At 70.6% G+C, this 21,984-nt stretch carries 18 protein-coding genes; 10 read left to right on the forward strand and 8 right to left on the reverse strand.

All coding sequences use genetic code 11. The features are described from left to right. Positions 1–9 precede the first annotated feature (9 nt). The 5 genes from ACIBQ1_RS02640 to ACIBQ1_RS02660 all read right to left on the reverse strand — a co-directional run bounded on the left by ACIBQ1_RS02640 (position 10) and on the right by ACIBQ1_RS02660 (position 6,593). Positions 10–1,431 carry an MFS transporter gene (locus tag ACIBQ1_RS02640; RefSeq protein ID WP_397274177.1) on the reverse strand — a complete coding sequence of 474 codons (1,422 nt, stop codon included), beginning with the start codon at positions 1,429–1,431 and terminating at the stop codon, positions 10–12. Further along, positions 1,428–2,027, reverse strand: a complete 600-nt coding sequence (locus ACIBQ1_RS02645) for a TetR/AcrR family transcriptional regulator (RefSeq protein ID WP_397274178.1) — start codon at positions 2,025–2,027, stop codon at positions 1,428–1,430. The genes ACIBQ1_RS02640 and ACIBQ1_RS02645 overlap by 4 nt, the downstream gene beginning before the upstream one ends. 924 nt (positions 2,028–2,951) lie before the next feature. Further along, the gene (locus ACIBQ1_RS02650; RefSeq protein WP_397274179.1) at positions 2,952–3,596 is read right to left on the reverse strand and encodes a heme oxygenase (biliverdin-producing); all 645 of its coding nucleotides are present in this window, start codon (positions 3,594–3,596) and stop codon (positions 2,952–2,954) included. Positions 3,597–3,724: 128 nt separating this feature from the next. Next, complete coding sequence (locus ACIBQ1_RS02655; protein WP_397274180.1) at positions 3,725–4,822, reverse strand: alpha/beta hydrolase; 1,098 nt, start codon at positions 4,820–4,822, stop codon at positions 3,725–3,727. A gap of 409 nt (positions 4,823–5,231) precedes the next feature. Beyond that, positions 5,232–6,593 (reverse strand): phenylacetate--CoA ligase family protein, encoded by a 1,362-nt coding sequence (locus ACIBQ1_RS02660; protein ID WP_397274181.1) that lies wholly within the window; start codon positions 6,591–6,593, stop codon positions 5,232–5,234. Positions 6,594–6,729: 136 nt separating this feature from the next. Between ACIBQ1_RS02660 and ACIBQ1_RS02665 the strand changes: the two genes are divergently transcribed. Continuing rightward, positions 6,730–6,864 carry a hypothetical protein gene (locus ACIBQ1_RS02665; protein WP_397274182.1) on the forward strand — a complete coding sequence of 45 codons (135 nt, stop codon included), beginning with the start codon at positions 6,730–6,732 and terminating at the stop codon, positions 6,862–6,864. A gap of 301 nt (positions 6,865–7,165) precedes the next feature. Here the strand turns inward: ACIBQ1_RS02665 and ACIBQ1_RS02670 are convergent, their stop codons facing one another. Both ACIBQ1_RS02670 and ACIBQ1_RS02675 read right to left on the reverse strand, forming a co-directional pair. Further along, positions 7,166–7,825 (reverse strand): response regulator, encoded by a 660-nt coding sequence (locus ACIBQ1_RS02670; RefSeq protein ID WP_397274183.1) that lies wholly within the window; start codon positions 7,823–7,825, stop codon positions 7,166–7,168. 97 nt (positions 7,826–7,922) lie between these two features. Further along, entirely contained in the window at positions 7,923–9,542 is a 1,620-nt protein-coding gene (locus ACIBQ1_RS02675; RefSeq protein WP_397274184.1) for a sensor histidine kinase, read from the reverse strand. A gap of 177 nt (positions 9,543–9,719) precedes the next feature. Between ACIBQ1_RS02675 and lon the strand changes: the two genes are divergently transcribed. Both lon and ACIBQ1_RS02685 read left to right on the forward strand, forming a co-directional pair. Then, positions 9,720–12,077, forward strand: a complete 2,358-nt coding sequence (lon, locus tag ACIBQ1_RS02680) for an endopeptidase La (RefSeq protein ID WP_397274185.1) — start codon at positions 9,720–9,722, stop codon at positions 12,075–12,077. A gap of 66 nt (positions 12,078–12,143) precedes the next feature. Continuing rightward, entirely contained in the window at positions 12,144–13,277 is a 1,134-nt protein-coding gene (locus ACIBQ1_RS02685) for a Fic family protein (protein WP_397274186.1), read from the forward strand. Here ACIBQ1_RS02685 and ACIBQ1_RS02690 read toward each other — a convergent pair. Further along, positions 13,274–13,702, reverse strand: coding sequence for a MarR family winged helix-turn-helix transcriptional regulator (locus ACIBQ1_RS02690; protein ID WP_397274187.1), 429 nt, complete (start codon positions 13,700–13,702; stop codon positions 13,274–13,276). The two genes, ACIBQ1_RS02685 and ACIBQ1_RS02690, sit on opposite strands and share 4 nt — an antisense overlap. 96 nt (positions 13,703–13,798) lie before the next feature. On the opposite strand from ACIBQ1_RS02690, the gene ACIBQ1_RS02695 reads away from it, so the two are divergent. The 7 genes from ACIBQ1_RS02695 (at position 13,799) to ACIBQ1_RS02725 (ending at position 21,976) form a co-directional block, all read left to right on the forward strand. Beyond that, a complete protein-coding gene (locus ACIBQ1_RS02695; RefSeq protein WP_397274188.1) occupies positions 13,799–14,908 on the forward strand; it encodes an FUSC family protein in 1,110 nt (369 codons plus the stop codon). After that, a complete protein-coding gene (locus tag ACIBQ1_RS02700; protein ID WP_397274189.1) occupies positions 14,892–16,217 on the forward strand; it encodes an alpha-amylase family protein in 1,326 nt (441 codons plus the stop codon). The genes ACIBQ1_RS02695 and ACIBQ1_RS02700 overlap by 17 nt, the downstream gene beginning before the upstream one ends. Positions 16,218–16,483: 266 nt before the next feature. Continuing rightward, a complete protein-coding gene (locus ACIBQ1_RS02705) occupies positions 16,484–17,440 on the forward strand; it encodes a methionine ABC transporter ATP-binding protein (RefSeq protein WP_397274190.1) in 957 nt (318 codons plus the stop codon). Then, positions 17,437–18,093, forward strand: coding sequence for a methionine ABC transporter permease (locus tag ACIBQ1_RS02710; RefSeq protein WP_397274191.1), 657 nt, complete (start codon positions 17,437–17,439; stop codon positions 18,091–18,093). The genes ACIBQ1_RS02705 and ACIBQ1_RS02710 overlap by 4 nt, the downstream gene beginning before the upstream one ends. A gap of 9 nt (positions 18,094–18,102) precedes the next feature. Continuing rightward, complete coding sequence (locus ACIBQ1_RS02715; protein WP_397274192.1) at positions 18,103–18,924, forward strand: MetQ/NlpA family ABC transporter substrate-binding protein; 822 nt, start codon at positions 18,103–18,105, stop codon at positions 18,922–18,924. Between the two features lie 127 nt (positions 18,925–19,051). Next, a complete protein-coding gene (locus ACIBQ1_RS02720) occupies positions 19,052–20,587 on the forward strand; it encodes an AMP-binding protein (protein WP_397274193.1) in 1,536 nt (511 codons plus the stop codon). 153 nt (positions 20,588–20,740) lie between these two features. Continuing rightward, positions 20,741–21,976 (forward strand): S1C family serine protease, encoded by a 1,236-nt coding sequence (locus ACIBQ1_RS02725; protein ID WP_397274194.1) that lies wholly within the window; start codon positions 20,741–20,743, stop codon positions 21,974–21,976. The last annotated feature ends 8 nt before the right edge of the window (positions 21,977–21,984 follow it).

Genomic DNA, 21,984 nt, shown 5'->3' on the forward strand with positions numbered 1-21,984 from the left:
CTGCCGGAGTTAGTCCTTGACCGCCAGGACGTTCGTCCTGATGGAGAAGAACGTGATCAGCGCCGCCACCACCATCATCACGGCGCTGATCAGCATCGCCAGGTGGAACCCGGCGTTGAACACCGGCGGGTTCTTGAACGCGTCGCCCACCAGCCCGACCAGCGGCGGCACGGCGGCGACGGCGAGCAGGCTCCCGGTGCGGGCCACGGCGTTGTTGACGCCGCTGGCGGTGCCCGCGTGCCTCTCCTCGGCCGTGGCCAGCACGGTCGAGGTCAGCGGCGCGACCGTCGCCGACAGCCCCAGCCCGAAGAGGGTCGCCGCGGGCAGCACCTGCAGCGGGTAGGAAGCGCCCGGCCCGATCGTGCTCATCGCGAGGAAACCGCAGGCCGCGAGCAGGATCCCGGCCGTCATCGGCCAGCGTGGCCCGATGCGCTTGGCCACCTCGCCGGCCCGTGGCGACAGCAGCAGCATCAGGATCGTCGTCGGCAACATCGCCAGCCCCGCCGCGATGGGCCCGAATCCCGACACCACCTGGAGCTGCACCACCAGCAGGAAGAACACCACGCCCATGGCCGCGTACATGATCAGTGTCACCACGTTCACGGCGGTGAACACCGGGTTGCGGAAGATCTCCACCGGCACCAGCGCGTTCGGCGACCTGCGGATCTCGGTCACCACGAAGATCGCCCCCAGCGCCAGCCCCGCGATCAGCGGCACCGGCGCGCCCATCTCGATCAGCCCGTACGTGATCCCGGCCAGCGCCAGCGCCGCCAGCGCCGCCCCCAGCACGTCGAACCGCCCCGCCGCCTGCTCGTCCCTGCTCTCCGGCACGTGCCGCATCGTCACGAACACGATGAGCAGCGCGAACGGCAGGTTGATCAGGAACGCCCAGCGCCACCCCACGCTCTGCACCAGCCAGCCGCCGAGCAGCGGCCCGATCGCGCTGGCCACGCCGCCCAGCCCGGACCACACTCCCACGGCCCGCGGCCGGTCGTGCTGCACGAACGACGCCTGGATGATCGCCAGCGAACCCGGCGTGAGCAGCGCCCCGCCGATGCCCTGCAGGGCCCGGGCCGCGATCAGGAACTCGATGTTCGGCGACAGCCCGCACAGCGCCGACGCCACGGCGAACCACACGGTGCCGATCATGAAGATCTTCCGCCGCCCGTACCGATCGCCCAGGGACCCGCCCAGCAGGATCAGCCCGGCGAGGGTGAGCGTGTACGCGTTGATCGTCCACTGCAGGCCGTCCATGCCCGCGTCGAGCTCGTCGCCCAGGAACGGGAGGGCGACGTTGACCACGGTGCTGTCGAGCAGCGCCAGCCCCGAGCCGAGCACGGTCGCGGCCAGGATCCACCGGCCGCGCACGGACCCGAGCTGGACGTGGCCGTCCCCGGGCGCCGTTCCCGCGCCGTCGTTCGCAGCGCTCACGTGAGCCCGCCGATGGCCCGCAGCACGAACTCGGACACCAGCTCCCCGGCCCGGTCCACCGTCACGTTCCCGCTGATCAGCGGAACCCGCTCGGCGCCGACGACGGCGAGGATCATGCGAGCCGTGGCCTGCACGTCGAGCACCCGGAACTCGCCGGACTCGACGCCGCTCTCGAGGATCTCCACCAGGATGCGCTGCATGGGCGCGACATGCTCGGCCAGCTGCTGGTAGGCGTCGGGCCCGAGCGCGGCACTGAGATCGGCGGCACCCGGATGAGGATGGGCGAGCAGCCCGGCCAGCTGCAGCCGCACGAACACCCGCAGCCGATCTGCCGGAGAGGCGCTCTCCGGCAGCTCCTGCTCGTAGCTGTCGATGAAGTATTGAGTCACCCGCTCGGTGAACGCCAGCAAGAGAGCAGCCTTGTCCGGGAAGTAGTTGTACAGGACGGTCCTGGTGATCCCCGCCTCGCCGGCCACGTCCGTCATCGAGATCGTATCGATGCCGTGCACCCTGGACAGCCGGGAGACGGCCTGGAGGATGCGGTCACGCGTCTGCGTTCGATGCTCGCCGATCGTGGCGGCGGAGATCCGAGGCATAGGCCCATGGTAGGCGGGGATCGTGAACAGCCACCGCACGATCCCCCCATTCACCCTCCGAGCCCGGCCGGCGCCGGTAGCCGCCGGGACGACAACCCGGCCACCGGCGGTCGAGCTCCGGCCATGAGGACAGTTACCGTCGGGCCGTTTTGACGCCGAGCCGCTGACGGCAGGGGCCAGCGGCAGGGGCGGGCGTTGGTGGCCGGGCGGCGGTCCGGCGAGTTGGTGGTCGGGTTGCGGTCATGGGGGGCGACGGTCATGGGGGCGGTTGCCGTCGGGCTGTCTTGACGCTGAGCCGCTGGTGGTGGGGGCAGCGGCCGGGCGTGGGCGTTGGTGGTCGGGCGGCGACTCGGCGATTGGTGGTCGGGCGGCGGTCCGGCGAGTTGGTGGTCGGGTTGCGGTCATGGGGGCGGTTGCCGTCGGGCTGTCTTGACACTGAGCCGCGGCGGCAGGGGCCAGCGGAAACGGCGGGCGCCGGTGGTCGGACGGTGGCCGTGACGATGGGTCGCTGGCGGTTGGGCGGCGGTCATGAGGGCGGCGTCGGTGGTCGGCTGGCGGTTGGACGTTGTTGAGGAGAGCGACCGCTGGCGACTGGGCAGCCGGGCAGTTCCGACAGCGTGGTCGGGGGCCATCTGTGGAAGGAGCGGTCCGCGACGGCGTGACGAGATCGCCGCCGGCCATCGCGGCGGCGGGTCCTGATGGCGAGCCGCTGAAATGCGGGCGGCAGGTCCAACGGCGAGCCGCTGGTACGCGGGCGTCGGTCGTGACGGCGTTGAGAGGGTGGCCGCCGGCAGTTGGGTAGCGGCTCCTCAGGGTGAGCTGTTGGTACGGAGGTGGCGGTCGTGACGGCGTGGAGGGGACGGCCGTCGGCCGTTGGGCGATGGGCGGTCGTAGGGGCGTACGGAGGATGGCCGGCACTGGCGGTCAGGCGGCGGTTTTGACGACGTGGAGGAGCTCGGTCAGCACCTCGGTGTTGAGCTGGTACGCCAGCTTCACCTCGCGGATCATGCGCTGCTGCTCCCGGTCGTCCAGCTCCAGCTCGTCCAGCCGTGCACGGTATTCGTTCTTGAACCTCGGCAAGCTGCCCAGCCCGTCGAAGATGTAGAAGTCGACACCCCCGCCAGAGCTGTACCCGTAGATCTTCTGCAGCTCCATGCGGATGAACTGGCCGCCGGACAGATCGCCCAGATAGCGCGTGTAGTGGTGGGCGATATAGCCACTCGGCCAATTGGCGACCTGGTGGATGCGTGCGACCAGCGTGCGCGTGGCCTTGGACGGTACGATCCGGCTCTGCCAGCTCGGGCCGTAGACCGTCGCCAGGTCCCGCTCCAGCGCTCGCTCCCGATAGAGCTCGGGAAAGACGAACCGGCCCGCCACCGGATGGTCGGCCAGCTCACGCGACACACCGTCGAGCGCGATGTACGCGAAGTAGTGCTGGGCCACCATCTCGCCGTATTCGTGTTCGCTCAACCGGCCGCCCATGAGCTCCGCGAGATAGCTCTCGCCTTCGGCGGACTCGTGGTCGGTCCAGGTGGCGTTCTTCAGGGTTTCGGAGAACGGCGTGGTCACGGCCTACCTCAACTCGCGCAGACGTTTTATGACGAAGTGTCACAAACATCGGCATCCGGCGTCAAGCTGATGACGACACCATGTCATCAAAACCGGCTCTTCTCCTCTCGTACCCAGGAAACGCCACGTCAAGAGGTCACCTCGCCTGCGTGACCGAGAGCGATAAGGGTCAGGTTACGCAGTGACGGGGTCCCAGGGGTGAAGTAGTCGCTGTGGCCGCCCGAGCCCACCGCGAAGACACGGGCCCCGAACGAAGGGCTCATGGGGTCGGCGCCGAAGCCTGCCGGCCCGATTTTGACCTTCAGCACGAACCTGACCCAGTCGCTTTCCCCCAGCCCCGCCCACACTCGCAGCGGCGCCGCTGTCGCCGCCGTCGCGCCGCCCTGCGCACCACTCCGCACGGCTGCCGAGGGTGGAGTGACCCGCGGGCTTGCCGCGTCCTGGGCACTCTGGGCGCCGCCTCGCGCGTGCCGAGCGCCTTGCGCGACCGGCGCACCCTGAGCGCTGGGTGCGCCGGTCGCACCGCGAGCATTGCCTGCGGCTCGGGCGGTGTCCGCCGCGTGTGCTGCCTGGGCCGGGGTGGCGGTCGCGTGTGCTGGCTGGGCCGGGATGGTCACCGCCTGTGCGGGTTGGGCTTGGGTGGTCACCGCCTGTGCGGGTTGGGCCGGGGTGGCGGTCGCGTGTGCTGGCTGGGCCAGGGTGGCGGCAGCGTGTGCCGGCAGGGTCAGGGCGGTGGCCGAGGGGGTGTCGAGGCCGGGGCTGCCGAAGACGGCGAGGTCGGCGACGGGTAAGCCGGGGATGGCTCTGGCGCACAGGACCGAGCCGTAGCTGTGGCACAGCAGCGCGATCGGCGCCGGGGTGCGCGCGTGGAGGTCCGTGACGGTGCGGCGCAGCTCCCGGGCCCCCTTGACCGCCGCGTCGCTGGTGATCACGCCCAGGCTCAGCGTGCGCGGGGAGTCGTAGCCGAGCCAGGCCACCACCGCCAGCCGCTCGCCCGGGGCGAGCCGCGTGGCCTCCGCCAGCAGCGCTCTCGCCGCGCCTCCGGGCCGCTTCGTGCCGTCGTCGAACGTGGCGACCGTGGTGTCGGCGCCCGGCACGATGATCGCGACCCGGTCGGCCGTTGCCAGGTCGCCGTAGACGCGTACCAGCCGTCCGCTCGGCGGCCCCGGCCACAGCACGAGCGCGCCCACCGTCACGAGCCCCGCCAGCAGAAGGTTTCTGAGCATGCCGGGAACGTTACGGAGAGTGGCCCGTCGCCCGCGTCACCGCAGGGTTTGAGCTTTTTCGTAGTACCGGAGGGGGACGCGGGTTCCGGAGTACCGGGGGGTGCGGTCCCGGAGTATCGGGGGGCGCGGTTCCCGAGTACCTGAGGGGGACGCGGGTTCAGGAGTATCGGGGGAAGCGGGTCCCGGAGTTCCGGGGGGAAGCGGGTCCCGGAGTTCCGGGGGGAAGCGGGTCCCGGAGTTCCGGGGGGACGTGGGTTCCCGAGTATTTGAGGGGCACGGGTTCCGGAGTACCGGGGCACGCGGGTTCCGGAGTGCCGGAGGGGGCGCGGGTTCCGGAGTGCCGGAGGGGGCGCGGGTTCTGGAGGGGGACGTGGGACTGCGACGCGTGCTGGACCGCGGCCCCGTGTCGTCAGCGGGTGTAACGGTGTTTGGCGCCTGGCGGGAAGTACTCGGGGTCGCCGGACTCCCGGAGCCGGATGAACGGCGCCTGCTGCGAGACCGGCACATAGTTCGCGAACTCGCTGTTCAGCCGTCGCAGCTGGGCCAGGATCGACTCACCCACGGCCTGGGCGATCTCGTCGGCCGGCTTCTCGCCGGGCATCAGCTCCACCGTGATCGTCAGGTGCCGGTCCCGGTTGGCGTCCTCCACCACCTCCATCACGAACTTGCCCGTGACCGACCTGCTGACCTCGGGCTGTTCCAGGCCGATCGCGATGTTCTCCGGGTAGAGGTTCGCGCCGTAGTAGGACACGGTGAAGTGGCTGCGGCCGAAGACGTACACGAACGGTCGCTGCGGCCCCCGGGCCGCCGGCTCGAAGCCGTGCCGCCGGACGAAGCCCAGCATGTCCTCGTACGGCACCACGCCGCCCTCATCGGCGATGTGGTACCGGATGAGCGGAATGCCGTTGTCGCCGGAGAAGAGCAGGGTGCCCTCCTGCTCCTCGAAGAAGCGGACATCCGGGTCGTACTGGATGAGCGTCGGCAGCCTGGACTCGCCGAACAGCTCCCTGGCCGTGTCCGGGCGCGTGGACAGGAAGCGCCGGATCTCGACGGACAGCGCGGTCTCGTTGCCCAGGACCCCCGCGTCGGCGGTGCCGTACAGGGAGGCGATGCCCCTGACGGGGTCCGCGATTCCGGCCCGCCGCGCGACCAGCGTGCGCCACTCCTCGCTGAACACCTCGCCGGCCGTGACGAGCTTGACGTTCCAGTCGGCCCAGGGGAGGTCCTCGGTGTCGATGACGTTCTTGAGGAACGGCGGGTAGCCCAGGAGCACCACCTGGTCGAAGTGGGGCGCCAGCTCGGGGATCACCCGCAGGATCTCCCTCCGGTCGGTCCCGGGGGCGACCACGGTGATCGGGTAACCGCGTTCGGCCAGGTGGCGGCAGCAGTTGACGGTGAACAGGCCGCCGACCCAGGTGCCCAGGGCGAAGCAGACGACGGCGAGGGTGCGGCGCTCGCGGGCGTCGAAGGAGTCCCTGAAGACCTCCTCGAACCGGGCGGCGATCACGCGCTCGTCCGCCGCCGAGCGCGGCCAGAAGGACGGGACGCCGGTCGAGCCGGAGGACACGGCGATGATGTCCCCGATCACGCCGTTCCTGCAGAGGTCGGGGAGGGGGTGGCGGTGGGTGTAGCTCTCCTTGGACGTCATCGGCAGCCCGACGAAATCCTGATATGTCGTGATCTGCTCGGGGTTGATGTGGTTCTCCGCCAGAAAGGCCCTGTAGGCGGGAACGGTCGCCGCCACCTGATGGAAGAGCTCAACCGGGTCCATCAGCCGACTGTACGGCGGCGGCCCGCGCAGGGGAACGGGGCCGCGCGAGGGGACGTCGAGACACGCGATGTTCGTCTTTCGAGGGCGGAGCCGGCCCCGCGTCGGCTCGTTTCCCGGGCGCTTCGTGGTCCCGGTCATGATGATCGACGCGGGCTCTGTCGAGGTCTTCGTCGTCCCGGTCATGACGACTGACGCGGGCTCCGCCGAGGCCTTCGTCGTCCCGATCAAGATGATCGACGCGAGCCCATGTTCGTACCCGGCGTCCCCTTGATCGGCGGCGGTCGCAAGCACTGCCGCCGCACGCTGCGCGAGTGGGCACGGGCCCACCGGGCGACCGGGCTGCTCCCCGGAGTGCCCGGTCCATGAGCGTTGACGAACGCGCCCGCGCCGACACCCCGTGCGTGGTGCCCAGGGCCCGGCATCGCGAGGGCGCGGAGTGGTCGCGGTGGGCGGCGTGGGGCGATGCGGCCCGTACGGCGCCGACGGCGGTGCGCTGGTTCCTCGACCACGCGCGAGGGGAGTCGACCGGCCTCAAGAGCGACCGGCCTCAAGAGCGACCGGCCTGTCGGAGGTCACTCGCCGGGCCGGACCAGGCCGGTCTCGTAGGCGAAGACGATCGCCTGGGCGCGGTCGCGCAGGCCGAGCTTCATCAGCACCCGCCCGACGTGCGTCTTGACCGTCTGCTCCGCCACGAACAGCTTCTCCGCGATCTCCTGGTTGGACAGCGCCTGCGCGACCAGCGTCAGCACCTCCGTCTCGCGCTCGGTCAGCTCAGCCAGCCGCCTGCCCGCCACCGGTCGCGGCGCGCCCAGCCTGGCGAACTCGTGGATCAGCCGCTTGGTGATCGCCGGGGCGATGAGCGCGTCCCCGGCGGCGACCACGCGGACCGCCTCGGCGAGCTGCGCGGCGGAGGCGTCCTTGAGCAGGAACCCGCTGGCCCCGGCGCGCAACGCCTCGTAGACGTAGTCGTCGAGGTCGAACGTCGTCAGGATGAGCACCTTCGGCGCGCCGCCGCCACGGGACAGGAGCTCCCTGGTCGCCTCCAGGCCGTTCATGACCGGCATGCGCACGTCCATGAGCACCACGTCGGGGCGCAGCGCCGAGGCCCGCTCCACGGCCTCCTGCCCGTTGGCCGCCTCGCCCACGACCTCGATGTCCGGCTGCCCACTCAGGAACACGGTGAACCCCGTGCGCACCATGCCCTGGTCATCGGCGATCAGAACCCGGATCAACCGCTCTCCCTCTCCTCGGTCGTTCAACGCCGTTCCCCGCGATGAGCCGTCGGCCCGAAACGCTTCAGGGCCTCAGCCCCGACGGCGGCAACAGGGCTCATGGGGTGGTGGCCTCCTCGCCGACGCCGGTGACCGGCAGCGTGGCGCGTACCTCGAAGCCTCCACCCGGCACGGGCCCGGCGTCGAGCGCGCCGCCGAGCAGCGTCACCCGCTCGCGCATGCCCACCAGCCCCTGGCCCGCGCCCGGCCCGGCCCCGGGCGCGGCGACCGGGCCGTTGGCGACGCGAAGCCGCAGCTCGCCTCGTTTGTGTGCGATGTCCAGCGCCACCGTCGCGCCGGGCGCGTGCCGCATCGCGTTGCTGAGCGACTCCTGCACGATCCGGTACGCGGACAGCCCCACGGCCGGGGGCAGCCGGTCGAGCGGGCCGGAGCGCTTGACGAGCACGGCCAGCCCGGCGGCACGGGCGTTGGAGACCAGCTCGTCGAGCCGGTCGAGCCCGGGCTGCGGGGCGGTGTCGACGCGTCCGTCCTGGTCGCGCAGCACACCGAGAACCTGGCGCAGCTCGGCGATGGCCTCCAGCGACAGCCCGCGGATCTCCGCCAGCCCCGCCTCCAGCTGCGCGGCATCGCCCCTGGCCCGGAGCGGCACCGCCTCCGCCTGGATCGCGATCACCGACATGTGGTGCGCGACCACGTCGTGCAGCTCCCTGGCGATGCGGGCCCGCTCCGCCAGCACCGCCTGCGCGCTCTCGGCCTGCTGGGTGCGCTGCTTCTCCACCTTCAGCTTGGCCGTGGCCGAACGGCGGACCCGCACGTTGTAGCCGAACAGCACCACCACCGACACGATGACCATGGCGACCGGCATCGAATTGGGGTCGACGATCCAGGTGCCCAGGAACGTGACCCCCCAGACGGCCACCGTGATCCGCCGGTCGCAGCGCACGGCCACGGCGTAGAGGACCAGCAGATAGGAGACGATCAGCCAGGCCAGGTACGGCTCGCTCGCGCCACCGATCTTCTTGGTCACCCATTCGGCCACGGGGAAGAGCACGATCGACACCCGCCAAGCCGCCAGCGGCCACCGGTCACGCAGGGCGATGGGCAGCCCGACCGCGGCGGCGGTGAGGTAGACGAAGCCGTCCCAGACAGGCCCGCTTCCGGCCGGGGGGCGCGGTGGGTCGGCGTTCCACGACCACAACATGCTCAGCGTCGCCATGTAGGCGAACAGCGCCAGTAACAGCTCCGCCACCTGGATGAGGTTGACCGTGGCGAACGGCACGAGCAGCCTGAGCCACTTCGGCACCCGGATCGCCGGCCGCCGCGCCTTCGGGGGCGGATCGGCGTCACCCCGGAAGAAGGCGAGCCTGAACGGCTCTGGCACGGCCCGCACGGCCAGCCCCACCCGCACCCCGACCCGCCCCAAGAACGCCCGCTCGCCGCTGTCCCGCTCGGCGTCGCTGCGCTCGCTGCCGCTGCCCTCGTCGCTGGTCCGCGCGCCGTCCGTGCCGGACCGCGACCGGCCAGCCTGCTCGCCCAACCGCCCCCCACCGCCACGTCGCCGGGCCGTCGCGTCGCCACCGCGTGGCTCGGACGCCGCCTCGTCGCGGTGCCGCCCGGAGGTCGCCGCGCCGTCGTGCCAGCCGGGCGCGCCTGCCCGCTTCTCGGCGGTCGCGCGCCGGCGGAGGCTGAGGAATCGAGCGCCGGGGACGGAGATCACCTGGTCAAGCTTACGGATCCGCCCCCCGCCGGGCGTCACACCAGGGTCTGATCCCGCACCTCCCCCTCAGGTATCAATTACACAATTACGATCGCCGTGAGCGAACATCGGCAAGAGAGGGAACAACGAAGGGCTCCAATGAATTGAGTCGGTATAACTCAACCCTTTGGAGTTCGTATGAGTGAGAGCTTGATCCTCCCGGTCCTGCCGCTGGACGACGAGGTCGTTCTGCCGGGCATGGTGGTTCCGCTGGACCTGTCCGACTCCGAGGTGCGCGCTGCCATCGACGCGGCCCGTGCATCCGGTGGCAACAAGCCGCGGGTCCTCCTCGTTCCCCGGATCGACGGCCGTTACGGCGCCATCGGCGTGCAGGCCGTCGTCGAGCAGGTCGGGAGGCTGCCCGGTGGCGAGCCCGCCGCCGTGGTCCGGGGTGTCGACCGCGTACGCGTGGGCACCGGCACGACCGGCCCGGGCGCCGCACTGTGGGTCGAGGCCGACACGATCGACACCGTCGCGGCCGGCGAGCGCGCCCACGAGCTGGCCAAGGAGTACAAGGCGCTGGCCACCACGATCCTGCAGAAGCGCGGCGCCTGGCAGGTGGTCGACCAGGTCAACCAGATCGACGACCCCTCGGTGCTGGCCGACAGCTCCGGCTACACCCCCTGGCTGACCACCGCGCAGAAGGTCGAGCTGCTCGAGGCCGCCGACCCCGCCGAACGGCTGGCCAGGCTGATCGAGTGGTCCCGCGAACACCTCGCCGAGCTCGACGTCGCCGAGACGATCCGCAAGGACGTCCAGGAGGGCATGGAGAAGCAGCAGCGCGAGTTCCTGCTGCGCCAGCAGCTCGCCGCCGTGCGCAAGGAGCTCAAGGAGCTCAACGGCGACACCGAGACCGAGGAGGAGGACTACCGCGCCCGCGTCGAGGCCGCCGACCTGCCGGAGAAGGTGCGCGAGGCCGCGCTCAAGGAGGTCGACAAGCTGGAGCGGACCTCCGACCAGTCCCCTGAGACCGGCTGGATCCGCACCTGGCTGGACACGGTGCTCGACATCCCCTGGAACGAGCGTACCGAGGACAACTACGACATCACCGGCGCGCGGGTCGTGCTCGACGCCGACCACACGGGCCTGTCCGACGTGAAGGACCGCATCATCGAGCACCTGGCCGTGCGCAAGCGCCGCCAGGACAAGGGCCTCGGCGTGGTGGGCGGCCGCCGCAGCGGCGCCGTGCTCGCCCTCGCAGGCCCTCCCGGAGTCGGCAAGACCTCTCTTGGTGAGTCCGTGGCCCGCGCGATGGGCCGCAAGTTCGTACGCGTCGCGCTCGGCGGCGTACGCGACGAGGCCGAGATCCGCGGCCACCGGCGCACCTACGTCGGCGCGCTGCCCGGCCGCATCGTCCGCGCCATCCGCGAGGCCGGCTCGATGAACCCGGTCGTCCTGCTCGACGAGGTCGACAAGGTCGGCGCCGACTACCGCGGCGACCCGACGGCGGCCCTGCTGGAGGTGCTCGACCCGGCCCAGAACCACACGTTCCGCGACCACTACCTCGAGGTCGAGCTGGACCTGTCCGACGTGCTGTTCCTGGCCACGGCCAACGTGCTCGAGGCCATCCCCGGGCCGCTGCTGGACCGGATGGAGATCGTCACGCTCGACGGCTACACCGAGGACGAGAAGGTCGCGATCGCCCGCGACCACCTGCTGCCCAGACAGCTGGAGCTGGCCGGGCTGACGGCCGAGGAGGTCAAGGTCGAGGACGACGCGCTGCGCAAGCTGGCCGCCGAGTACACCCGCGAGGCGGGCGTCCGGTCGCTGGAGCGCTCGGTCGCCAGGATCCTGCGCAAGGTGTCGGCCAAGGACGAGCTGCCCGTGACGGTCGGCGAGGACGACCTCGTGGGCTACCTCGGGCGGCCGCGGTTCGTGCCGGAGTCGTCGCTGCCCGAGTCCACCCAGCGCACCTCGGTGCCGGGCGTGGCGACGGGCCTGGCGGTCACCGGAGCGGGCGGCGACGTCCTGTACGTCGAGGCGTCCCTGGCCGACCCGGAGACCGGCGAGACCGGCCTCACGCTGACCGGCCAGCTGGGCGACGTGATGAAGGAGTCGGCCAGGATCGCGCTGTCCTACCTCCGCTCGCACGGGGCGGAGCTGGAGCTGCCGGTCACCGCGCTGAAGGACCGCTCGGTCCACGTCCACTTCCCGGCGGGCGCCGTGCCCAAGGACGGCCCCTCGGCCGGTGTGACGCTGACGACCGCGCTGGCCTCTCTCCTGTCGGGCCGCCTCGTACGCGGTGACGTGGCCATGACCGGCGAGATCTCCCTGACCGGGCGGGTCCTGCCGATCGGCGGCGTGAAGCAGAAGCTCCTGGCCGCGCACCGGGCGGGCATCACCACCGTCCTCATCCCGGCCCGCAACGAGCCGGACCTGGACGACGTGCCCGAGGAGGTTCGCGGCGAGCTGACCATCCACACGGTGAGCGACGTGCGCGAGGTCCTCGACATCGCGCTGGCCCCGGCACAGGTGGCCGCCACGGTAGCCGCCTAATCACGGCAAAATGGGCGAATCATTCAGTCATTTGACTGGATGATTCGCCCATGCTGTTATGAGGGCATGTTGTACGAGACCCCGGCGCTGGAGCCCGTGGACAAGGGCGTCCTCGAAGAGATCGAGGAGATGCGGCGCGACCTGAAATACCGGCTCGCCGAGACACACCGGTGGGACGGGCAGCTGCGCAGGCAGTTGCAGGCGCGGGCGATTCAGGGCTCGAACTCGATCGAGGGCTACCGGGCCAGCGTCGAGGACATCGAGTCGATCATGGCGGGGGAGGAGCCACTGGAGACGTCGGCGCCGGTGGCTCAGGAGATCGCGGGCTACCAGCAGGCACTGACGTACATCCAGGGGCTGTCGCGGGCGTCGGCGTTCCGGTACGACGTCGGGGTGCTCAACGCGCTCAACTTCATGGTCATCGGCCACCACCGCAACAAAGGGCCGGGCGTCATCCGGCCGGGATCCATCTACATCCGCGACACCGACACGGGAGAGGTCGTCTACGAGGGCCCCGACGTCGAGGTGGTCCCCGGTGCGATGAATGAGCTGGTCACCTGGCTCAACGAGGGCGACCTCGACACCCCTGGCTATGTCCGGGCAGCCATGGCGCACTTCAACCTCGTCAAGATCCACCCGTGGCGCGACGGCAACGGCCGAATGTCCCGGGCGCTGCAGACGCTCGTCCTCGGCCGGGAGCAGATTCTGCTGCCCGAGTTCTGCTCCATCGAGGAGTGGCTCGGTCAGCAGCGCGTCACCCTCGACTACTACGACGTGCTGCGCCAGGTCGGGGGGCGACGATGGAGCCCTCACGGGGACACGCTGCCATGGGTGCGGTTCTGCTTGAAGGCACATCACATGCAGGCCCAGCGGGTCCGCCAGCGCCTCGCCGAGGCCGGAGAGATCTGGATGCTCCTGGAGGAACAGGTCGACGTCGATGGGCTCAACAGCCGTACGGTCTCCGCGCTCTATGAGGTGTTCGTGAACAGGCGGCTGCGCAGGAGCCGCTACCAGGCCGACGAAGGCCTCAGTCAGGGGCAAGCTGCACGTGACCTGCGCGATCTCGCCGCCAAGGGCTGGCTACAGCCATACGGCGAGACCAAGGGCCGCTTCTACGCCCCAGGGCCGCGCATGGAGCGGATCAAGGCCGACTTCGCCGAACGCGTCACCCCTCTGCGTGACCCGTACCGGGTCGTCTAGGCCTGGAGCTGTTCGAGGAGGTCGGCCGCCACCGCCAGGATGCGGCGTTCGGCGGGGGTGAGCTTGGCGGCCAGCGCCTCGGCCAGCCACAGATCCGTGGTGCCGACCTGCTGCGTCAGCGCCGCCGTGCCGCGCTCCGTGAGGACGATGTGGTGCCTGCGCCGATCGGTCTCGCCGCGCGAGCGGCGGATCAGGCCCTGCTCCTCCAGCGAGGCGAGCACGCGGGTGAGGGACTGGGGCTGGAGGTGCTCGGCGGCGGCGAGCTCTCCCGCCGTCATCGCGCCGCGCCGGTGCAGGTGGCCGAGCAGGGAGAGCGCCAGCCGGCCCGGGCCGTGTGCGGGGCGCTCGTCGCGCAGGCGCCGCGCCAGGCCGATGGTCGCCCGCCGGAGCGCCACGGCGGTGGCCCGCAGTTCCTCGTCGTCCATGATTACTACGATAACACTTACTAATTGGGCGGCATATGGCGGCAGATAGCGGCAACTTGCTACGCAATGCGTAGGAAATTGAGATAGGCTCCCGGCGTGCGGATCGAGTGGCGAGGCATGGTCGCCGCCGGGCTGGGGCTCGGCGGGCCGGTCGCGTGGGGAGTCGCCTCGGGGTGGCCCGCGCTCGGCGCCCTGGCCGCCATCGGAGCCCTCGCCGTGAGCGGCGTCTACCCGGGCGGCGTCTCCCCAGGCGAGGGCTCCCCGGGCGCTGTCTCGCCGGGCGCTGTCTCGCCGGGCGGGGTCTCTCCGCCCGGGGTCCCACCGGGCGCTTCCCTGGGCCGCGTCCTGGGCCAAGGAGCCGCTGTGGTGGCGGGCACGGCCGTGGCGGGGCTCGCCGGGGTCGCGGTCGCGGGGCGCGGGTGGCTCACCGCCGTCGGCGTCGTGCTGATCGCGGGCCTGCTCGCGGTGGTCGGCGGGATCAGCCGTCCCATGGCCGAGCACAGCACCCGCTTCATCGTCTTCATGGTCATCAGCACCGGCGCGGCGAAGGGCGTCGAGCCGGTCGCCGCCGCCGTGCTGTTCGCCGAAGGGGCCGCCTGGGGCCTGCTGGTCACCGTGCTCTGCGTCCACGTGAGACGCCCCCGCCGCGACGCCCCAGAGGGCGCGCGCCCGGCGCCCACCGCGAGAGCGCTGTTGCGGCGCTGGTGGCGGACGCTGGGGAGCGCGCCCGGGTGGCAGTACCCCGTCCGCCTGACCGCCTGCCTCGCCGCCGCCGGGGTCGTCGGGCTCCTGTGGCCCCAGCCGACCGCGTCGTGGATCGCCGTCACCGTCGTGATCGTCGTCCGGCGCCGGCTGGACGGAGCGGTGCGGCGGTCGGTCGAGCGGGCCGCCGGCACCGCCGCCGGAGTGGCCGCCGGATCCGCCGTGCTGTTGTGGGTGCCGCCGTCGTGGCTGTTCGTGCTGCTCGTCGCCGTGCTGGCCGCGGTCCGGCCGGCGCTCAAGGAGCGCAACTACACCTTGTACGCGACCGTCATGACCCCGCTCGTCCTGCTGCTCATGGAGGGCGGCGCACGCGTGCCACCCGTCACGATCGGATACCGGCTGGCGGACACGGCCATCGGCTGCGTGCTGGCCCTGGGGCTCGGGTATCTGCCCTGGGTCGTAGGCAAGGGCAAGGAAAGGAACGTTCGTGCCGTCGTGGGCTGAACACGCGATCTGGTGGCAGGTCTACCCGCTCGGCTTCACCGGAGCCCCCGCCATCGCGCCCCCGGGCGCCGCCGGCGTGCGGCACCGGCTGCGGCAACTGGAGCCGTGGCTGGACTACGCGGTCGAGCTGGGCTGTTCGGGCCTCCAGCTCGGCCCGATCTTCGCCGCCGAGTCCCACGGGTACGACACCGTCGACCACTTCAGGATCGACCCGCGTCTCGGCGACGACCGGGACTTCGACGCCCTCGTCGCCAAGGCGCGCGAGCGCGGGCTGCGGATCGTCCTCGACGGCGTGTTCAACCACGTGGGCCGCTCCTTCGCGGCCGGCGAACGATGGTTCAAGCGGGGCCCCGGCGGCGACCACGAGGTCTTCGAGGGCCACCACGGGCTCGTCGCGCTCGACCACGCCGAACCCGCCGTGCAGAAGCACGTGGCCGGCGTGCTCGACCACTGGCTCGGCCGGGGCGCCTCGGGGTGGCGGCTCGACGCCGCGTACGCCGTGCCGGCGTGGTTCTGGAGGAAGATCCTGCCGGAGGTACGCGAACGGCACCCAGAGGCGTGGTTCGGCGGCGAGGTGATCCACGGCGACTACGCCGGATATGTCAGGCAATCAGGGCTCGATTCGGTCACCCAGTACGAGCTGTGGAAAGCCGTCTGGAGCTCACTCAACGACCGGAACCTCTTCGAGCTCGCCTGGGCCCTCGACCGCCACGACAAGCTGCTCGACACGTTCGTGCCGCTCACGTTCGTCGGCAACCACGACGTCACCAGGCTCGCCACCCGGCTCGACGACCCTCGCCACCTGGGCCACGCGCTGGCCGTGCTGTTCACCGTCGCGGGCCTGCCCAGCGTCTACTACGGGGACGAGCAGGCGTTCCAGGGGCTGAAGGAGGAACGTGCGGGCGGCGACGACGCGATCAGACCGGCGTTCCCCGCGGAGCCCGGCGGGCTGACGCCGTACGGGGCCGAGGTTTACCGGCTTCACCAGCGGCTCATCGGCTTCCGCAGGCGTCACCCCTGGTTGCACGGAGCCCGGACCACGGCCGAACAGCTCACCAACAAGGCCGTCGCGCTCCGCAGCCGCCCGCCCGGCGACCGCGGGCGGCCTGCCGAGGAGGTCGTCACGCTGCTGAACCTCGGCGACCGGCCGCACCGCTTCGACATCGCCGGCGCGCGGCCCGCGTTCCCGGACGACCCGGACGACCAGGACGACCAGGGGGACCCGGCCGTCGTCCCCGCCCACGGCTGGCGCGTCGTGACTCAGATCACCAAAGAAGTAGGGAATAAGGGGAGTGCCGGGATCCGTTGACACCGGCGTGAACGAGGCATACGCGTACGACACGAGCACCCACCGGGACGGCTCGTGTTGTCGTATGGGGCGAATGCCGAGCTGAAGCAGAGATCCGCCCGTTCCTCCGCGAAGGTCATCATGATCGCACCTTGCTTTGTGCTGCGCAGGCTGAGCCACCTGCCCTTTCACCCCGGCGCCCGCTGACACCAGCGCCCTTTCTTCCTTCATGTGATGTACGTTTCCGCGGCCCGCCGACGGGCCGCTCTCAGTCGTGGGGATATTCCGTGATCCAGGCTTCAGGCCTGCGCAAGCAGTACGGGGACACCGTCGCGCTGGACGGCGTCGACCTGCACGTGCGCGAAGGCGAGATCTACGGCGTGCTCGGCCAGAGCGGCGCCGGCAAGAGCACGCTCCTGCGCTGCGTCAACCTGCTCGAACGCCCCACAGCGGGCACCGTCACCGTCGCCGGGCAGGACCTGACCGCGCTGCGCAGCGCCGAGCTGAACCGCGCCCGCCAGCGCATCGGCATGATCCACCAACACTTCGCGCTGCTGAGCTCGCGCACGGTCGCGGGCAACGTGGCCTTCCCCCTGGAGATCATGGGCGTGCCCAGGGCCGAGCGCGACCGCCGCGTGGCCGAACTGCTGGAGCTCGTCGGGCTCGCGGGCCGTGGCAAGGACCGTCCGAACCAGCTCTCCGGCGGCCAGAAGCAGCGGGTCGGCATCGCCAGGGCGCTGGCGGGCAACCCGTCCGTGCTGCTGTCGGACGAGGCCACCTCCGCGCTCGACCCGGCCACCACCCAGTCGATCCTCGCGCTGCTCAAGCGGCTCAACGCTGAACTGGGCCTGACGATCCTGCTCATCACCCACGAGATGAACGTCGTCAAGAGCGTCTGCGACTCGGTCGCCATCATGGCGAACGGGCGCATCGAGGAGTCCGGCGCCATCGCCGACCTCATCCGTACCCCCGGATCCCGCTTGACCAGGGAGATCTTCCCGCTGCCCGAGCCCGCCCCGGCCGGCTCGGTGACGCTGACCTTCACCGGCGACCCGCGGCAGCCGGTGGTGTCGGAGGTGGTCAGGAAGTTCTCGGTGGACCTGAGCATCCTGGGCGGCTCGATCGAGGACCTCGCCGGCGGCTCGGTGGGCCGCCTGCGCGTCGCGCTCGACGGCGCCGAGTCCGCCGCGGCGCTGGCGTACCTGCGTGACGCGGGCCTGATCGTGGAGGTGGAGAACGCATGACGTGGGATGAGATCCTGCCGCTGCTCGGGCCGGCGACGCTGGAGACGGCGCAGATGGTCGGCTGGTCGACGCTGTTCACGGCGCTGCTCGGGTTGCCGCTCGGGGTGGCGCTGGTGGTGTTCGACCGGAACGGGCTGCGGCCGGCGCCGGCGCTCAAGTCGGCGCTCGGGTTCGTGGTCAACGTCGGGCGGTCGCTGCCGTTCATCGTGCTGATGATCGCGATCATCCCGTTCACCCGGCTCGTCGTCGGCACGACCATCGGGACGGCCGCGTTCGTGGTGCCGCTGACCGTCGGCGCGGTGCCGTTCTTCGCCCGGCTCGTCGAGACGGCGCTCAGGGAGGTCGGCCCGGACGTGGTGCAGGCCGCGCAGGCCATGGGCGCGAGCCGGACCACCGTCGTGCGCAAGGTCCTGCTGCCCGAGGCGCTGCCCGGGCTGGTCGCGGGCCTGACCGTGACCGTCGTCGCGCTCATCGGCTACTCCGCCATGGCCGGCACGCTCGGCGGCGGCGGGCTGGGCGACCTCGCGGTCCGGTACGGCTACCAGCGGTTCGAGACGCTGTTGATGATCGTGACCGTCGTCCTGCTCCTCGTGATCGTGCAACTTCTGCAGAGCCTGGGCGACTGGGTCGCCCGGCGCCTATCTCACAAATAAGGAAAAATCATGAAATTTCGTTATATAGCGGGTGCTGTCGCCCTGGCCTTGTCGCTCGCCGCATGCGGAACGTCGCAGTCCGCGACGAAGACCGCCGAGTCGGCCGACACCGTGCTGAAGGTGGGCGCGAGCCCCGTGCCGCACGCGGAGATCCTCAACTTCGTCAAGCAGAACCTGGCCCCGGCCGCCGGGCTCAAGCTCGAGGTCGTGGAGTTCACCGACTACGTGCAGCCGAACGTGCAGCTCGACGAGGGCCAGTTGAGCGCGAACTTCTTCCAGCACAAGCCGTACCTGGACGACTTCAACGCCTCCAAGGGCACCAAGCTGACGTTCGTCACGCCGGTCCACCTGGAGCCCCTCGGCCTCTACTCCAAGAAGATCACGTCCGTGTCCGCGCTGGCCGGCGGCGCGACCGTGGCCGTGCCGAACGACCCCACCAACCTGGGCCGCGCACTCAAGCTGCTCGCCGACAACGGCCTGATCAAGCTCAAGGACGGCGTCGGCACCGCCGCCACCGAGCGCGACGTGGTGGACAACCCGAAGAAGCTGCAGTTCAAGCCGCTTGAGGCCGCTCAACTCCCGCGCTCGCTCGAGGACGTGGACGCCGCCGTCATCAACGGCAACTACGCCATCGAGGCCGGGCTCAAGCCCGCTTCGCAGGCGCTGGTGCTGGAGAAGACCGAGGGCAACCCGTACGTGAACGGCCTCGTCGTCAAGGCCGGCCACGAGAAGGACGCCAACATCGTCACCCTCGGCAAGCTGCTGCAGGACCAGAAGGTCAAGGACTTCATCAAGCAGAAGTACGAGGGCTCGGTCATCCCGGCCGAGTGACCGTGGAGGGCGGCGGGGCCCCAATCCCGCCGCCCGCGCAAGCCGGCCAGGTGGCTGCTCTCCTCGCCCCCGCCCGGGAGCGGTGGGGGTGCTGGCGCGACCGCAGTGCGCCGAATAGTGTTCGGTCATGTATCCGGGAGCCATCGCAGCAGTCACCCCAGACAAGCCCGCTGTGATCATGGCGGGCTCCGGACGGATCATCACCTACCGCGAGCTGGACGAGGAGTCGAACCGGCTGGCCCATCTGTTCCGCGCGGCCGGGTTGCGTCCCGGCGACCACATCGCCTTCATGCTCGCCAACCACTCCCTCTTCCTGGCCGTCGCCTGGGCCGCGCAGCGCTCGGGGCTGTACTACACGCCGATCAGCTCCCGCCTCCAGACCGACGAGCTGGCCTACATCGTGAACAACTGCGGCGCCCGGGTGTTCGTCTCCAGCGCCGACCTGGCCGCCGTCGCCACCTCGATCACCGCCGCGACCCCCGGGGTCGAGGTGCGGCTCATGCTGGACGGCGCCGCCGAGGGCTTCGAGTCGTACGAGGAGGCGGTCGCCAAGCAGCCGGCCACCCCGATCGACGACGAGTGCATGGGCGTGGACATGCTCTACTCGTCGGGCACCACGGGACGGCCGAAGGGCGTCAAGATCTCGTCGGCGCACGGCCCGCTCACCGAGCCCGGCACCCTGCTGCAGCTCGTCCAGGCGCTGTTCGCGCCGTCGGCGGACAGCGTCTATCTCTCGCCGGCGCCGCTCTACCACGCCGCCCCGCTGCGCTACAGCCTGACGTTCCAGCGGCTCGGCGCCACGGTGGTGGTGATGGAGCGCTTCGACCCCGAGCAGTTCCTGGCGCTGGTCGAGCGGTACGGGGTGACGCACTCGCAACTCGTGCCGACGATGTTCATCAAGATGCTTAAACTGCCCGAAAAAACTCGGACAAAATACGATATTTCCTCGCTCACGCACGCGATCCACGCCGCCGCCCCCTGCCCCGTCCCCGTCAAGGAGCAGATGATCGACTGGTGGGGCCCGATCATCCACGAGTACTACGCGGGCACCGAGGGCAACGGCTTCCTCTACGTCAACTCCCAGGACTGGCTCCGGCACAAGGGCACGGTCGGCCGCTCCCTTCTCGGCATCGTGCACATCTGCGACGAGGACGGCGCCGACCTGCCCCCCGGCGAGCACGGCACGATCTACTTCGAGAAGGGCGGCCGGTTCGAGTACCACGGCGACCCCGACAAGACCCGCTCCGCGGAGGACCCCCGGGGCCGGGGCTGGACCACACTCGGCGACATCGGCCGCCTGGACGCCGACGGCTTCCTCTACCTCACCGACCGCCGCTCGTACATGATCATCTCCGGTGGCGTGAACATCTACCCGCAGGAGGCCGAGAACGTCCTGTCGGTGCATCCGAAGGTGGCGGACGTGGCGGTGTTCGGGGTGCCGGACGAGGAGATGGGCGAGCAGGTCAAGGCCGTGGTCGAGCCGCTGTCCATGGCCGAGGCCGGTCCGGGGCTGGAGGAGGAGCTGATCGCGTACTGCCGTGAACGTCTGGCACACTACAAGTGCCCGAAGTCGGTGGACTTTCGCGAGCAGTTGCCCCGCCACCCGACGGGCAAGCTCTACAAGCGCCTGCTCAGGGACGAGTACTGGCCGGCTTCCGGGTAAATTCCCCGCAATTTCTCCGCGCCGCCATCCGTGCTCCGACCTTGTCAGATAAGGCTTCCTTCAGCCTTCTCATGAAGCTCTGATCAGCGGCTTAACCAGCTCTTACGCGCCTGTTGGCACTCTTGAGTCATCGGTACTCGAGGGAGATGACAGATGAACGCGAACGAGCCTCAGGAGCAGGGGACCGGCGGGTGGAGCCAGTTCGGCAGCACCCCGCCGGCCGCCGGGGGCTTTCCCCGGCGGGACACGCAGATCATGGAGCAGCTGCCGCCGCCCCCCTCGCAACCGAAGAAGCCCGCTTTCTACGCAGGTCGCAAGGCCGTCGCCGGGCTCGCCCTGGCGGCCACCGCCATCGGCGGCGGCGTCGTGGGGGCCGTCGTCGCCAACGCGTTCCAGCCGACGCAGCTGGCCAGCAGCGCCACGCCGAGCCCTGTCTTCAAGTCGGCCTCCAACCAGCTCACCGTCGCGCAGGTGGCCGCCAAGGTGCAGCCGACCGTCGTGATGATCCAGGGGCAGACCGGTGAGGGCTCCGGCGTCGTCCTGTCGGATGACGGGCTCATCCTCACCAACAACCACGTGGTCGTGGGCGCCGGCCAGGGCGGCAGCCAGATGACCGTGAAGTTCAACGACGGCAAGACCGCCAAGGCCAGCGTCGTCGGCACCGACCCGACCACCGACCTGGCCGTCATCCGGGCGGATGGCGTCTCGGGGCTGACCAAGGCCACGCTCGGCGACAGCGACATCGTCAAGGTCGGCGACCCCGTACTGGCCATCGGAAGCCCGCTCGGCCTGGACGGATCCGTCACCGCGGGCATCGTCAGCGCACTCGACCGCACGCTCACCGTCGGCGGCGAGCAGCGCCAGCAGATCCCGCCCGGCTGGGGCTGGGGCCAGCAGGATCAGCAGGGGAGCGGGACCACCACGATCGGCGGCGCGATCCAGACCGACGCCTCTATCAACCCCGGCAACTCCGGCGGCGCGCTGGTGAACGCGGCCGGCGAGCTGATCGGCATCAACACCGCCATCGCCTCGGACGCGGCGGGCGGCGGCGTCGGCTTCGCCATCCCGGTCAACACCGCCAAGCAGGTCTCCGAGCAGCTCATCAGCAACGGCAAGGTCAGCCACGCGTTCCTCGGCGTGAGCGTCACCGACGCGACCGGCGACGTGCCGGGCGCCCTCGTCCGCCAGATCACCGAGGGGAGCCCGGCGGCGAAGGCGGGACTGCAGCAGGGCGACCTGATCACGAAGATCGGCGACAAGGTGGTTGACGGCGGCGATACTGTAGTTGGGCAGGTCAGAGGTTTCAAACCGGGCCAACAGGTCAAGATCACATATATGAGGGACGGCAAGACTTCCGACGTCACCGTGACCCTCGAAGAGAAGAAGTAACAAGGACC

Source organism: Nonomuraea sp. NPDC050153 (assembly GCF_044460125.1).
In the GTDB taxonomy this organism is placed as follows: Bacteria; Actinomycetota; Actinomycetes; order Streptosporangiales; family Streptosporangiaceae; genus Nonomuraea.